This is a genomic window from Roseiconus nitratireducens (assembly GCF_008629675.1).
Taxonomy (GTDB): Bacteria; Planctomycetota; Planctomycetia; order Pirellulales; family Pirellulaceae; genus Stieleria; species Stieleria nitratireducens.
Map to the genome: position 1 here is coordinate 101197 of NZ_VWOX01000018.1, position 14967 is coordinate 116163.

Sequence of the window (14967 nt, forward strand, 5' to 3'; positions counted from 1 at the left end):
ATGGAGCCATCCAAACGTCAGGGCCCTCAGGAATCTGTTTGGGATTATCCTCGCCCGCCACGATTGGAACGGACCAGCAAGACTATTCGCGTGGTGGTCGATGGATTGACGATTGCCGAAACCAATCGGGCGATGCGGATGTTGGAAACGAGCCATCCGCCGGTTTACTACATCCCACCGGAAGACATGGATCTTCGTCGGTTGCGTCGCGAACCCGGCGGCAGCTTTTGCGAGTGGAAAGGACCCGCTTACTACTTCGCCATCGTGACGCCGCGGCGCGTGATCGGGAGAGCCGCCTGGTATTACCCCGATCCGCCTGACCGGTACAGTGCGATGGCGGAGTACGTTGCGTTTTATCCCAGCAAGATCGACGCGGGATACGTTGACGGAATTGCTGTCGAAGCCCAGCCCGGCGACTTTTACGGCGGATGGATCACGCCCGACATCGTCGGGCCGTTCAAGGGCGGTCCCGGCACCATGGGTTGGTAAGCTGTCGCGGATCGTTGGACAGGTTCCGAAACTGGCTGTGTTTGAGAACGCTCGTCACGGCCGCCACGTGCGCCAAACGCTTGGTCATTCGCGAGGATCGATGGTGCAAACGGCCTGCCCCGTCACCGCATTCGTCGGGATGTTTCCCCACTGTCGGCTATCCACCGACACGGGGACGTTGTCGCCCACGACAAACATCTTTCCCTCCGGAACGGTCAACGGATAGGCAACCGTCGACGACGCGGTATCGGCGCGGTACTCGATTTCTCGCCACACGCGCAATTGCAATTCGGAAGCGACTTGCGGAGAGACTCGCAGGGCGATCGGACGCGAGATCGACAGTGCGCCGGCCTCGAGATCCGACCCGTCGTTTCGAGTTGATTCGCGGGCGGCTCGCTGGGAGATTCGCCGTGATCCGATCGAGATAGGGATCGGGGCGACGGCAAGATTGCCGGATTGGAAGAAGGCGACGCGTCCTTCATCTGACGCCGACGGCCACCTTCCGTCGGCTTCGGGCGTGACTTCCAGAACCAAGCGGTCGACCGGGCGCAGGCGGCGGTGCACGTCGGTATTGCTGGGGTAGTCATCCATCACCGCCGTTGGGTGTCCGCCAGAGTGCGGGTTGGCATAGCAGAACACCAGCCACGGCGATGTCGGATGCGGCCGGCGCCAATCGGTCGGGCCCGATGCCACGGGCACCAACGCGGGTCGGAGAGGGAAGGCGGAATCATCGCGAGCGGCCAGCAGGTCCTCCAAGCGTTGCTGGTTGACCAGCAGGTGCCCCTCGCGGACTTCCAGGCGGTCGCCCGCCAACGCGGCGATGCGTTTGATTCGAGCTTTTCCGGCCCAGTCGATTGCGACCACGTCGCCGATCGCCAAAGCGGACGCCGGAGGTTGGACCAGGCACAGGTCGCCTTCAACCAGTGTCGGTGTCATCGACGCCCCTTTGACCTGGAACACCATCCGGTCCGGCTGCGGACCCCGGCCAGCCCCCCCGTGACCGACGCGGAAGCCGATTCGGTATCCGGCCGCGACGCATAGCACCGTGCACAGAGCAACCGCCAGGCACACCGCTACTGCAGCGAACCGAGAAAATCGCGTGGGGGCGGGACGGTGGGACTTCATGGGCTCCAGATTCACCTGACGAAATCAGCGTCACACGGCTATACTGCCAACGCGGCGCTGACCGCAGCCATTTCCGAATTGCCAGAACATTCGTCAATCGATGTCCGATCCGAGCACCGTCCCTTCACGTCAACGGCCCGCCCGCAAGCGAATTGGCAGCCAGTCCGTTGTCCGCCAGGCTGTTGACCGCCAGACTGTTGACCGCCAGACCGTTGACCGCCAGCCCTTGGTACCTGGACCGTTGAACGAGACCGACACCCAAGACACCGGGACACCTGCCGAAGCTCCAACACGTGCGACCCGAGGACGCATGGGGAGGGTGCCTGGCATCAAGATCCTCGGATCCGGGGCCTTCGTACCCGATAACGTTGTCACCAACGACGATTTAGCGGCGCTGGGCTGTGACAGCGAATGGATCGTTCGCCGCACCGGCATTCTACAGCGGCGGCACGCGACCGACGACCAAGCCACCAGTGACCTGTGCTATGAGGCGGCCGTGCGGTGTTTGGCCGACGCCGGGGTTTCCGCCGATGAGGTGGACCTGATCTTGGTGGGAACCATCACACCGGACCATTTCACGCCCTCGACCGCCTGCCACCTGCAACGACGGCTGGGGGCGTTCGCTGCGGCGATGGATGTGGGGGCCGCATGTGCCGGGTTCATGTACGCGCTGACCACGGGAGCCCAGTTCATCGCGACCGGCAATGCCAAGCGGGTGTTGGTGATCGGCGCCGATTTGATGAGCCGGACGGTGAATCCGGATGACAAAAAAACTTACCCGTTGTTCGGCGACGGGGCGGGCGCCGTGTTGATCGGTCCGGACGAATCGGCCGCGGAGCGTTCCGGTGACGATTTAGCCGACACCGACGGCCAAGCCGCCGGCATTCTCTCCTATCAGCTTGGCAGCGAGGGATGCGGTGGAGAGATGTTGTGCATCCCCGCCGGCGGGACACGTTTGCCCCTGACCGAGGAAACGCGACGCGACGGTCTGCAGTACCTGCGGATGGACGGAAGAAACGTGTTCAAGTGGGCCGTCCGGGTGTTTGACGAAAGTGCCAAGGACGTGCTTCAAGCGGCGGGGATCGGACCCGATGACCTGTCGATGGTGATCCTGCACCAGGCCAACCAACGCATCATCGATTCGGCGGTTTCCGATTTGGGAGTTCCGCCGGAGAAGGTGTTCGTCAATTTGGATCGCTACGGCAATACGTCCGGGGCTAGCATTCCCCTGGCGCTCGACGAAGCCTTCAAACAAGGCAAGATTGCGGCAGGCGACTACGTGCTGTTGTGCGGCTTCGGCAGCGGACTGGCTTGGGGCACTGCCCTGCTGCGGATCTGATCGGGCGCCAGGGCGGCCGGGACAGCGCCGGTCAATCGTTGGTTTCCATTGTCGGCTTTCATTCCGTGAAAGCAGCGACGGCTGGCGGTACTGTTGCGGAGCAACCGCCAATTCTGCCGGATCAAGCCGTCGGTGGCGGGTCTTCCAGCGGAAAAGGCAATGATTCGCCTTTGATTTCCGCCAGCGCGTTGGCCGCCGCTTTCTGCTCCGCTTCTTTCTTGTTGGTGCCCCAGGCCGCGGTGTATTCGCGCTGGTCGATCACCGCGCTGATCAGGAACACTTTGCGATGATCCGGGCCCGACTCTTTCTTCAGCCGGTACATCGGTGTGCAAGCAATGTCCCTTTGGGCCCGTTGCTGTAACGCTGACTTGTAGTTCGCAGCACCCTGACTTTCCACCGCCAGAGTGACTTCTTGTTTCAACCAGCGTTTCAGCCGGTCCCGCACAACCAGGTGACCGCCGTCCAGGTACAGGGCCGCGACGACCGATTCGAAAACGTCACTGACCAGGCTGCGTGGGTAACTGCGATTGCGGGTCACGCCGCGGCCGACGATCAGGCAGCTGTCCAAGCCGATTTGGCAGGCGACCTTTCCACAGGTCCGGCGGCTGACGACGGCCGATTTGATCTTGGTCAGATCACCTTCGCTGTACTCGGGATACTCATCAAACAACCAGGCACAGACCACAAATCCCAACACCGCATCTCCCAAGAACTCCAGCCGTTCATTGCTGGCCAATCGATGGGAGGCGCCCGAGGCGTGCGTGAGGGCGAAACGCAACAGTTCCAGGTCTTCGAATTGATAGTCGATCAATTCCTGGCAACGGTGCAGTTTTTCGGCGTGGTCCGCCTCGCCGGACTCCCCCTTCGTCGGTCCGACCAGCCGGATTTCGTCTTGATACCGATCGACTTCAACCGACCGTGGTTGAGATGCCGACTCGGCGACACCGTCTTCCATCGACGATTCGCCCGATGCATCGGTGGATGTTCCATCGGTCGACGTGACGGGATCGGAATGGGTTGCAGCCCCAGCCGATTTGCGGCTGCCGGATTTGGACGACGATCCGTTGCCGGTGACCGGTGTGCCCAGTCCCGGAGGGCTCGCATCGGAGCGATCTTCGTCGCCACCGGAGGGACCGGTGGCATTCGCGTTGGGTGCAGAAGTCAAGTTCGTGGGGGTCAAGTCAAAGGGAATGCGGGTTGGCGCTCGCGGTCAACTGCAAACCTTCGTTGCCCAAGAAGAATCGCCGGTTCGGCGTCGGGCAACTGCGAAGAGAAGGAGTTGTGACACGAGGCGGTCAACGACGAACGCTGCACGATGATCACGCAGCGCGTTTCGAAACCGTCCATGTCACACGCCGGCGATCGGGTACCAACTCTGGCAGCCATTTCCCCCTCGGCCAATCCTGCCGGGAGACACAACTGCGTGGTTCATTCGACCCGCCCGCCGGTGTGCGACGTGTTCCGTACAAACTAGCAAGAAATCACCGCCAGGGGTAGCCGAATCGTCGCCGCCAGCGGCGGGACATTGCAGGCGGAAGCGAGAAAAAAATCGCGTTTTTTGCGCGCCACCGGCCGGGTTGGTCCCACTACCCTGGTGAAGCCAATGAGTACACAGCCGCCTCCAGCCGATGAAACGATCCCGTGTGAGATCACGGAAGACCCACGCGAGGAGGCGCAGGGTCTGCAAGTTCTCAGTGACGCGGAGCTGTTGGACGGTTGGATCCAGGACCAGCAGCCCCAGGCGTTCGCGGTTCTGGTGCAGCGTTACAGCCGGATGGTGTTGAGTGTCTGTCGCCGACGCTGTCGAACGCTCAGCGATGCCGACGATGCTTATCAGACGGCTTTCCTGATTCTGGCGCACCACGCCCACAAGATTCGTCGACCGGAATGTTTGCCGGGGTGGCTCCAACGGGTTGCCCAGCGCGCCGCCGACGCAACGCTTCACCGCAGCACTCCACCACTCGACCCGGATCCTCCCGCCATGAATGATGTGCCGGCAGCGGAAGAGAGCCCGCTGGACGGGATTGCCAGACGACACGAAGCCATCGTGCTGGACGAGGAACTGGCCGCACTGCCGGAACACTACCGGTCGGCAATCGTCATGCACCTGTATGAAGGCCAGTCGGTGCAACACCTGGCCGAGCAGTTTCAGACCACGTTGGGCGCCGTGCGCGGCCGTTTGCAACGCGGCAAGCAATTGCTTGCCAGACGTTTGCGGTGTCGTGGCGTCGTTCCCGTGCTGGCGTTCGCTGCGGCCGGACTCTCCCAATGCACGGCCTCGGAAGCCGCCGCCGCCAGCAGCACTTTTCTGGCCGACATCTCTTCTGGGACGCTGCCGCCGGCTCCCACCGATCCTCTTCTCCAACCCCTCGTTTCGAAAGGAGCCCGAATCATGACACCCTGGAACACCCTCGGGTCGCTCGCCGCCGTCGGCACCCTGGCCGCCGTTTTCCTCTCACCCTCTCCGGGTGACTCGGCCGGAAACGACCAACCATCCCTCCATGTCGATGGGGCTCCGATCCTCGCGCAGGTTCCTCAGCCGGGGCCGGTCATTATCCAACCCGTGCCACGCCAACCGACAGCACCGCGACCGGCACCGCCGCAACCGGCACCGCCGCAACCGGCACCGCCACCGAAGGCGTCGCCGCCCGCTCCGGCGCCCTCCCCTTACGCCGGCGAAGCTCCACCGTCGTCCGGCGATGGCAAGCCGATGGTCTGGGAAAAGCAATACCGTCCGGCGAAACCGACCAGCCAGTTGGCTCAAGACATTCAACGACGATTGGATGAGCCGGTCAATCTGTCCGTTTCCGCCGCGGTCGGCGATCTGGAGCGGCAACTGGAACAATCGCTGAGTATGCCGGTGATCATCGACGACCGCGCGATCTCCTATGCAAAGTTGGAGCCGTCGCGATCCGTTTCCGGGGACTTCAGCGACGTGCCGCTTCGCACCGCACTGAGAAAACTGCTGCGCCCGCTAGGTTTGAAAGCAACGGTGCAAGATGAAGCACTGGTCGTTACCGCCGATCCCGGAGCCCTCGTTCATCAAGGCATCGGTGTCTCGCGTTGGATCAACGTCGATGAAACCTTCATGGAACAGTTGGAAGAAACGTTGGCCAAGCAGGTGGATTACGACTTTCAGGAAACGCCGCTTTCGGAAGCGGTGGCAACCATCTCCCAGGACCTGGGACTTCCTCTGAGCATCGATCGGCGTTCGATGGAAGAGATCGGGTTGGATCAGGACGTCGGCGTGACCGCTCAATATCCGTCCATGCCGGCCTACGATTTTTTGTCCTTGATGCTCTCCGATCTGGATTGCACCCTGAACGTGGTGCACAACCAGTTGTTGGTCAGCACGCTGGAGGCCGCCGAGGATAATCTGCTCAGCCGCGTCTATTGGCTGGAAGGGCTGAACGCGGCAGCCGACTATCAGGACTTCATCCAGCTGATCGAATCGAACATCGTGCCGGGCACCTGGGAAGCGTTGGGGGGCAACTCCAGCATCTCACCTTTCGACGCGGCCCGTCCTGCGATCGCGGTGCGGACGACCTACGGCGTGCATCGCCAAATCGAACGCGTGATCGCGGCGTTTCGGGAAAACTCGTTTGTCCCCGACGACGTTCCCGAACGGGTTCAAGTGCCCGATACGGGCCAGTCGCAACCGTTCGGCATGGGCGGGGGAATGGGCGGCATGGGCGGCGGCATGGGCGGAGGCGGCGGCTTCTTCTAGCCGCAGCGAATCGCTCGGGTGCGACGTTGACGCCGCCACGCTCGCCAGAGCGTGGAAGACGTTGGGATGTGACGTAGCCACGCTCGCCAGAACGCGGAAGATGTTGGGATGCGACGCCGCCACGCTCGCCAGAGCGTGGAAGATGTCGCCAAACTCTTGTCAGCCTCGCGACACGCTCAGGTCCAGTTCGGGATCGGCTTTTCGTTTTCCAACGCCGACATTTCCTCGCACAACTCGTGCATGAAGGTCTCTCGTTTGCCGGTCCACCGCACGGACCGGCCGATGAAGACGTCACAGAAGAAGGGAACCAGGATCCCTTCTCCCTTGGGCAGGGACTTCCCCAGGCCGTGCAAAAATACCGGTGTGAACGGCACTTCAGGAAAACGCTTGGCCACGTGCGCGATTCCCGTTTTGAATTCTTCCCGCACCTCCGGCTTCCCGCGCGTCCCCTCAGGAAAAATGATCAGGATTTGGTTTTCGCGCAGGGCGTTGCAGATGCCGGCCAACGGATCGGTGCGCATGCCCTTGACTTCTCGCTCCAACGGGATGATTCCGACGATGTGCTGGGAAAACCATGCCATCACCGGATTCCGCAGGAAGTGATCCGCCGCTGCCACTGGATGCACGTCCTTCAAACGCTGCATGCCGAACAGGGTCATCAGGACAAACGTGTCCAGGTGGCTGTTGTGGTTGGCGACGACCACCGCCGGGCCTTCGGTCGGCAGGTTCGCGATCCGTCGGACGTTCAACCCGATCACGAACAGGATCACGGGGCGAACGATGAACAAAAAGAACAGGTAACGCAGCGCAGTGATCATCGTTCAACCATAGAAGTAATAGACGAAATGGAAGAACAGCGGCGCCGTGAACGTCAGACTGTCGACCCGGTCCAGCACCCCGCCGTGCCCGGGCAGCGTGTAGCCACAGTCTTTCACACCCAGGTCGCGTTTGAGGGCGGAGACGGACAGGTCGCCGGCAAACCCGAACACTCCGATGATCAAGCCCGCCGTGATGCTCCGCAGCAAATCCATGAACGTCAGCCAGGGGCCAATGGCCGCGGCCAACACGGTGGTCGAACAGACGCCGCCGAGCATTCCGACGACCGTCTTGTTGGGGCTAACTTTGGGCACGATCTTGGTTTCCCCCAATGCACGCCCCCAGCAGTACTGTGCCACGTCGTTGAACTGGGTCAACAAGATCAAGAATACCAACAACGCCGCTCCGCCGGATTCCTGCGACGATCCGGCCGGCCAGATCGGTGCAACGCGAGGATTCACCGGCGGCTGGATCGATAACAGCATCGCGCCATGCGACAGGCTGTAAACCGTGGTCATCAGGCCCCACTGCAACGATCCGACCGCGCGCAGGAATCCACTGGTTTCCCCGATCATCACCATCCGCGTCGGCAGCAAGATGAACATGTAGACGGGGATGAAAATGATGAACATCCCGTACCATTCCGAACCGACCCAGACGTACTGCAGTGGAATCGCGAGGTAGGCCCAAAACAACACGCGGTGGTCAACGCGTCGCGTGGGGACCATGGAAAGGAACTCTTTCAGGGCCAGGAAACTGACCAAGGCGAAGAAGACGATCGCCGTCGTTCGGGAAACACCAAACAGAATCGCAAACGAGATGACGATCACCCACCAGGTGCGAATCCGCTGCGCCAATTCGCTGTCATCACGCTCCGGGACTCGACGCCGTCGGGCCAGCAACGCGGCCTCCGCGATCCCAAGCAACACGGCGACACCGATGAATGTCAAATGGATCTGATGCGAAAGATGATCAAACAGTCCGAACATGTTGCTCCCGCATCCGTTGGGCGATCGATGACAAGCGCCGCCAAGCGGTGACCGCGCCGCCGGCGACAATCAAGCTCAGGGAGGCGTTCATCAGGATCGCGATCGCGGGGGCGGCCGCCCCCAGGAGGATCGCCAGGCCGCAGGCCAAACAGGCGGCCGTCATGATCGCCATCCGCTGCGGTTTGGCCATCGGGCCCTGGAAGCATTGCCCGACGCCTTCGCTGCCGCCGACCGCCCGCACGTACGCGACGAACAACGCGACCAAGGCGGCTGCATAGCCCAACGGCGCGATGGCCGACAGCGAGTAACCGGCTCCGACCAGCACCGCAACATCCGAGATCCGGTCCGGGACTTCATTGAACAGGCCGCCCACCGGCGAAGACTTGCCGCCCTCCACCGCCACCATCCCGTCCAGCAGGTTGGCGATCAGTCGGAACTGAATCATCACCGCCGCGGCAATGTAGCACGTCAGCCGCAGGGGGTCGCCGGATGTCCAGGATGTGCCGGCCAACAAGATCCCGGCAAGACAGCCGAAGACGCCGCTGGATACACTGATGGTGTTGGGAGTGATGCGAGTTTCGGACAACCAACCGGCCAGGCGGCGAAAGATCGGCCACCGGCGCGACTTCACGGGACGTCGGCCTTCGATCGGGTTGTTTGTCATGGAACACGCGACCATGCCGCAGCAAAAGATGACCTGGCTAAAGAAAACGCGATGGATCGGAAGATCACGTTGGCGGGTTTTTGAAAGAGCCTGAGGAGGCCATGTGGTTGCGCGATCATCAACCGCAAAGCTCTGAAAATCCCGCGGCGGCACCCTGGGACCACGGACCTCGTCTGGATGATACCGTCTTTCGCGGCGGGCGACGTGCCGCGGAACGGTCACGTCTTGGTGTTTCCGTTCGGGTCGAACAACGAGCGTTGACGTGCCCCGCTTAGGACCTGTCTGAAAACTCGCAAACCTTGTAGTTACCGTCGCGATCGCGGCGGGACGCGATGCTCTGGCGAGCGTCGCTACTTTTTTCAGACAAAGCCTCGCTGGACGGCGCCACTTTGTGAGCCGCGTGGCGGTAGCCGCGGGTCTTTCCGCATCAACCGGCGGCTAGCGCCTTGCCGCTCATTGCACTGCAAAACACGGCTCGCGGGAGGGCTAACCAGAGAACGCGTGACATCGATCGATAGGCGCAGCGCTAGTTCTGTTCGCGGCGTTGCCGCGTTGCCTGCCAGGCTGCCTTTTCCGATTGCTGCCGCTGGGCTGTTTTGCCGGTCAGAGGCCAGTTCGGATCGGACTCGTGGGCCTGGTCCATGATGGAGGCTGCTCTTTGAACGACTTCGGGATGCGACTCTGCGACGTTCTCAGATTCGCCGCGATCGGCTTCCAAGTTGTACAACTCGATCGGCGACTGGACGCCGTTCTTGACGGCTTTCCATTCGCCGAAGCGACACGCTTGGATCGGTCTGCCCTCGTGCAATTCCCAGTAGAAGTAGTCGCGTGTCGGCGCGTCGCCGCCTTTCAGGAAACGGACCAGGGACTTTCCGTCGGTGCGCACGTCCGCGTCCAGCGGTGCACCGGCAAGTTCCGCGGCGGTCGGCAGATAGTCCCAGAAGGCCCAGGGGCCGTCGGTCACGCGTCCAGCCGGAACGGTGCCGGGCCACCACGCGATGGCGGCCTGCCGGAGCGCCCCTTCGTACAACGCGCGTTTGTATCCACGCAGCCCATTGTCGGCCTGTTTGAACAGCGAACCCATTTCGCTCTCGGGTGCGAAGGACGATCCATTGTCACCGGTAAAGATCACCAGCGTTTCTTGATCGATGCCCAGTTCTTCCAGCGTCTGAAGCAACTGGCCCATGTCCCGGTCCAGCCGTGTGATCTGCGCGGCATAGGATTTCTGACTCAGCGACCAGGGTTTGTCGGCATAGATTCCCAAGTCGTCGATTTCGTGCCGGCCGTGCGGCAGCGTGACCGCATAGAACACAAAGAACGGTTCCTGGTGGTGGGACTTGATCCACTTGATGACGTCGTTTTGAATCAAGTCTTGTGCGTACGTCTGGCCGATCCCGCGACCGTCATTGCCCTGCAACTTGATTTGGCGGTCGTCGTCGTAAAGGTACTTTGGAAAATAGGAGTGGGCTTCGCGCTGGCAGTTGTAGCCAAAAAAATGGTCAAAGCCTTGCTTCAGCGGGCTTCCCGGGGTGTCGAAATAACCCATTCCCCACTTTCCGGCGCAAGCCGTCGCGTAGCCGGCGGACTTCAGAACCTCCGCCACCGTCGTCGTGTCGGCCGGCAAGGGAAGTTGGCCTTCCGGCGGCACTTCATAATTGCCTCGGATCGGACAATGCCCGCAATGCAAGCCGGTCATCAGGGAGGCGCGACTGGGAGCGCACACCGATGTTCCGCTGTAGGCCTGCAAGTATCGAGTCCCCTCGCGGGCCATGCGGTCCAGGTGCGGCGTTTGAATGATCTGTTGCCCATAGCAACCCAAATCACCCTGCGCGGTGTCATCGGAAAGGACGAAAATCAGATTCGGTTGGCCTGACGATCTGGAATCAGCCTTTGGGTCGGCGGGTTGCCCTCGGGAAACTTCCGTCCACAGGGATAAAAACAGAATCACAACGGGAAGCAGGCGGACAGACAACTGGAAACCTCAAGTGGAGCGAGGGTGGGGAAGCTGGCGGACCGTGAAGAGCGGACACGGTTGCCGTGCGATTCTAACCGACGGTTGGGCGGTTGTCCGGAAGGACCGACCGGATCGCCAGTGGTCTGCCGTGTCGGGCATGGCCTTGCCGGGGCGGTCGGCAGTGAATCGACCGGCGGACACCGCCGGTCGGTGCTTACGGTTCGGTGCTTACGGTTCGGTGCTTACGGTTCGGTGCTTACGGTTCGGGGGTTCAGCCTGCGGTTCGGGGGTTCAGCCTGCGGTTCGGTCCGCGTGGTACACTCTTGCCCTTGAATGTCTCTCCTGTTTTCCGCCTGAATCGAGCCGATTGATGTCTTCCCCGCCTGTTTGTTTGGCCGTGATTCTGACCGCCCTGTCACTTGTCGCCGGAAGGTGCAACGCACAGCAAGCGGCCGCCGTCGCTGAAGAACGTTTTGTGATTCCGGACGACGCGGCGTTGCCCGGCGAGGGTCCGATGCGTCGTTACGATTGGTTTCAAAATGTTTGGCGGAACCGGCGTACCACCTTCCAGGCAAATCGTGATGCCAAGCAGGGCGCGGTGGTCTTCTTGGGAGATTCGATCACGCAGGGCTGGGGCGACGATTTTCGCGGTGCTCTGCCGTCGGTGTCCAAGGCCAATCGCGGAATCAGCGGCGATACGACTCGCGGAATGCTCTCTCGTTTGGACCAGGATGTACTGCAATTGGATCCCGCCGCGGTCGTCCTGTTGATGGGAACCAACGACCTGGAGGAAGGGGCGGAACCGGAAACCATTGCGGGCAATGTCCAGCGGATTGTCCAGGCACTGAAGCAGCATGACCCCAAAATGCCCATCGTCCTGTGCGAGGTGTTCCCAAGCAGTTCTGAAAAGGCCAGGCCCGCCGACAAGATCAAACAGATCAACCAACTCTATCGTGATCTGGCAAAAGGTGATCCGCAGATCACGGTTCTGGATACCTGGACGTTGTTTGCCGACGACAGCGGCAATGCCAAGGCCGCGGAGTTTCCCGATCTGTTGCACCCCAATGCGAAAGGCTACGCCAAGTGGGAAGCCGCCTTGCGACCGATCCTGGCAACGCTGGGATTTGCGGACACCGAACCGGACGACTTTGAATACGAGCCGGATGCGATCCGGCTTTTCAACGGCGAAGACTTGACCGGTTGGGAATACCGTCGCACGCCCGACGCGATGCGTGCCGCGCGGCAACGTTGGCTGGCCCGCAGTCCCGGCGCCGTTCATTGGCCGTTGGTCGATCAAAAGCAATCGTTTGACGGCATGCGCGCGACGCCGGACGGTCGCTACGTCGCGATCAACGGCCGGCTCGTGGTGACAACGCCTCCGCAAGGTCGGTCCATTCAGCAGCTTTGGACGGCCGATGATTTTGATCAGGACTTCCAGTTGTTGTTGGAGTTCCGCGCCACACCGAATGCCGACAGCGGCGTGTTCATTCGTGGCCAGCAGCTGCAGTGTCGCGATTACCTGTTGGCGGGACCCTACAAGGACTTGAAGCACTACCGCCCGGGCGACTGGAACCAGTTGGAGATCACCGTCCGCGGCACCAACGCGCACAGCACTTGCAATGGCGAGGTGCTGGAAACCTCGATGGAGGTTCCCGCGGAGGGACCGATCGGTCTGGAAGGCGATCGCGGACAAGTGGAGTACCGCCGCATTCGTCTTCGCCCCTTGGATTGATCGCTCTCGGAAAGCCGGCAACACGCCACGTGCAGCGACCGTTGCCAAAGTGACGGTTGTCCAGCGATCGTTCCCGACGGTGGCTGCGTCTGTTCACTTGCGTTCCCATCGGGCCGGTGGCTTGACCCGCGGCCGGGATCGCCTGACCAATCCTCCCGAGAACGAACCCGCCGGCACACGCAGGTGCGCCGCTCCGGGCATGAACACGTCCCCGCGCCGCTGGAGACGCGGGCCGCCCGGTAACGTCCGCCCGCGGGCTTCACCTGCGATCTTTGCCCTGTCTCTGGGCGTCACCCCGTGGATCGCCTGACCAGGCCCGCTTTGGTCCGCGACTTCACCGAATCGTTGGAATTCCGCGGGGTGTCCCCCAGGAAGGGTGGTTTCTCGGTGGGTGTTTGGCGAATCCGGGGCAATTGTAGGAGAGTGGGCTCAACTTATTTTTGCAATTTCCCGATGAAATTTGCTAGTTGAGATTTCGCTGGCAGAACGTTGAGTTTTATTCTCAAATGGTGGATGGATTCACTTTAGGGGCGTTTTAGGACGTCTTCTCCTCTTCTGATCGAGTTGTCCAATGGCATCCAAAAAGCGCAGGCAGCGTGCGAGCGGCTTCACGCTGGTCGAATTATTGGTCGTGATCGCCATCATCGGGATCTTGATCGGACTGTTCTTGCCGGCCGTGCAAGCGGCCCGAGAAGCGGCCCGCCGAATGAGTTGCAGCAACAATTTCAAGCAGCTCGGCTTGGCGATGCACAACTATCACTCGGCGTTCAAGCAACTTCCACCGCATGGGGGCGGGACCGGCATCGGGTTGGAAACACCGCCGGCTTGGTGGCGGCTGAGCAACACGGCCAATCGCAAGAACCTCAGCATCTTCGTGCCGCTGACGCCCTACTTCGAACAGCAGGGGCTGTGGGAAAAGATCTCAATGCCCAGTCGAGAGACTGTGACTGGGGCCACGCCGCCGACCCCCAGCGGGTTTTGGCCGGCGATGGGACCAAGTCCCAAGCATTATTCGACCGATCCGGGATACATCCCCTGGCAGACCGAAATCCCGATGCTGCGCTGTCCCAGTGACCCAGGCAGCGGGTTGCCGGGCCGCGGCCGGACCAACTACGGACCGTCACTGGGCGACGCGCCCCACATCCATATCACTCAGAATGTGCTCGGCGGCTCCCTCAAGCCCGCCGACAACTGGGGCAACGTGCTCAATGCCAGGGCTGTGCAACGCGGCTTCTTCGCACCCTATGACAAGTTCAAGTTCCGCGACATCTTGGACGGGCTGTCTCACACGATGGCGATGGGGGAATTGGTCTCCAATCTGGGCGACTACGCGACCAACGGATCGATCTCCTGGGACCCCGGCGGCAATCACAACGACCACGCCGATGACCCGCTGCACTGCGTCAATTCGGGTGAGATCGATCCGAAACGACCGACGTTCTGGTGTCGTGATCCTGCCGGCGGATGCACCCCACCGGTGTTGGTCGTCAACGGCGAAACCAACGGCCGCGGAATGAGTTGGGCGTCCGCGTTTCGGATGTCCATCCAGACGGTGTTCACGGTGCGTCCGCCCAACAGCGAACTTTGCATCGGCAAGTGGGCGGACAACGTGGGCAATTTTTCTCCCAGCAGCCATCACCAGGGCGGATGCCACATCTTGATGGGCGACGGAGCGGTGGTGTTCATGACGGATTCGGTTGAAGCCGGCGACCAATCGGCGCCGTGTATCAGCCGGACCAATCAACCCGGGGCGGAGAGTCCTTATGGCTTGTGGGGGGCGCTGGGAACCAAGGCCGCCAGCGAAACCATCCACTAGCCGTCACCAGGTTCTCCGGCCCACCGCCTTTTGCCTGCCCCAAAACAAACGATCTGATCAGGAATCGCCCGGGTTAGAACAGAGACCCAACGCCCACGTCCTGTTGTCCAAATCGGGAAAGACCATGAAACGAATCTCTCTGGCAGCTGTCGGCATCGCATGCTTGTTGACCGTCGCACCCGGATGTCGCGATCGCGGACCGCAGGTCGTCGCACCTCCGGCCCAGCAAGAGAGTGTGGTTCCCCTGGAAGGAATGAGCGAAGACGAATACGCCAAAGCAATGGCCGAGGTGAATTAGCTGGACAGCCGTGCAATG

At 61.5% G+C, this 14967-nt stretch carries 12 protein-coding genes; 6 read left to right on the plus strand and 6 right to left on the minus strand.

Going from position 1 to position 14967, the window contains the following annotated elements; all coding sequences use genetic code 11:
- On the plus strand, positions 1 to 489 hold the full coding sequence (locus FYK55_RS23910) for a DUF427 domain-containing protein (RefSeq protein ID WP_150079145.1): 489 nt from the start codon (positions 1 to 3) through the stop codon (positions 487 to 489).
- Between the two features lie 84 nt (positions 490 to 573).
- Here FYK55_RS23910 and lepB read toward each other — a convergent pair whose 3' ends face one another.
- Positions 574 to 1614, minus strand: coding sequence for a signal peptidase I (gene lepB / locus FYK55_RS23915; protein ID WP_150079146.1), 1041 nt, complete (start codon positions 1612 to 1614; stop codon positions 574 to 576).
- Between the two features lie 310 nt (positions 1615 to 1924).
- On the opposite strand from lepB, the gene FYK55_RS23920 reads away from it, so the two are divergent.
- Positions 1925 to 2953, plus strand: a complete 1029-nt coding sequence (locus FYK55_RS23920) for a beta-ketoacyl-ACP synthase III (protein ID WP_150079172.1) — start codon at positions 1925 to 1927, stop codon at positions 2951 to 2953.
- A 121-nt stretch (positions 2954 to 3074) separates the two neighbouring features.
- Here the strand turns inward: FYK55_RS23920 and rnc are convergent, their stop codons facing one another.
- Positions 3075 to 4118 (minus strand): ribonuclease III, encoded by a 1044-nt coding sequence (gene rnc, locus FYK55_RS23925; protein WP_390621769.1) that lies wholly within the window; start codon positions 4116 to 4118, stop codon positions 3075 to 3077.
- Positions 4119 to 4556: 438 nt separating this feature from the next.
- Here rnc and FYK55_RS23930 point away from each other — a divergent pair, with 438 nt between their 5' ends.
- Positions 4557 to 6680 carry a sigma-70 family RNA polymerase sigma factor gene (locus FYK55_RS23930; protein WP_150079147.1) on the plus strand — a complete coding sequence of 708 codons (2124 nt, stop codon included), beginning with the start codon at positions 4557 to 4559 and terminating at the stop codon, positions 6678 to 6680.
- A 176-nt stretch (positions 6681 to 6856) separates the two neighbouring features.
- Here FYK55_RS23930 and FYK55_RS23935 read toward each other — a convergent pair whose 3' ends face one another.
- The 4 genes from FYK55_RS23935 to FYK55_RS23950 all read right to left on the minus strand — a co-directional run bounded on the left by FYK55_RS23935 (position 6857) and on the right by FYK55_RS23950 (position 11121).
- Positions 6857 to 7498 carry a lysophospholipid acyltransferase family protein gene (locus FYK55_RS23935; protein ID WP_150079148.1) on the minus strand — a complete coding sequence of 214 codons (642 nt, stop codon included), beginning with the start codon at positions 7496 to 7498 and terminating at the stop codon, positions 6857 to 6859.
- Positions 7499 to 7501: 3 nt separating this feature from the next.
- Positions 7502 to 8485, minus strand: a complete 984-nt coding sequence (locus tag FYK55_RS23940; RefSeq protein ID WP_150079149.1) for a phosphatidate cytidylyltransferase — start codon at positions 8483 to 8485, stop codon at positions 7502 to 7504.
- Entirely contained in the window at positions 8469 to 9149 is a 681-nt protein-coding gene (locus FYK55_RS23945) for a CDP-alcohol phosphatidyltransferase family protein (protein WP_161604713.1), read from the minus strand. The genes FYK55_RS23940 and FYK55_RS23945 overlap by 17 nt, the downstream gene beginning before the upstream one ends.
- A gap of 526 nt (positions 9150 to 9675) precedes the next feature.
- On the minus strand, positions 9676 to 11121 hold the full coding sequence (locus FYK55_RS23950; RefSeq protein WP_150079151.1) for an arylsulfatase: 1446 nt from the start codon (positions 11119 to 11121) through the stop codon (positions 9676 to 9678).
- 352 nt (positions 11122 to 11473) lie between these two features.
- Here FYK55_RS23950 and FYK55_RS23955 point away from each other — a divergent pair, with 352 nt between their 5' ends.
- The 3 genes from FYK55_RS23955 (at position 11474) to FYK55_RS29255 (ending at position 14949) form a co-directional block, all read left to right on the plus strand.
- Positions 11474 to 12835 carry a GDSL-type esterase/lipase family protein gene (locus FYK55_RS23955; RefSeq protein ID WP_150079152.1) on the plus strand — a complete coding sequence of 454 codons (1362 nt, stop codon included), beginning with the start codon at positions 11474 to 11476 and terminating at the stop codon, positions 12833 to 12835.
- Positions 12836 to 13406: 571 nt separating this feature from the next.
- Positions 13407 to 14651 (plus strand): DUF1559 domain-containing protein, encoded by a 1245-nt coding sequence (locus FYK55_RS23960; protein ID WP_150079153.1) that lies wholly within the window; start codon positions 13407 to 13409, stop codon positions 14649 to 14651.
- Between the two features lie 124 nt (positions 14652 to 14775).
- Positions 14776 to 14949, plus strand: a complete 174-nt coding sequence (locus FYK55_RS29255; protein WP_161604714.1) for a hypothetical protein — start codon at positions 14776 to 14778, stop codon at positions 14947 to 14949.
- Positions 14950 to 14967: the final 18 nt, after the last annotated feature.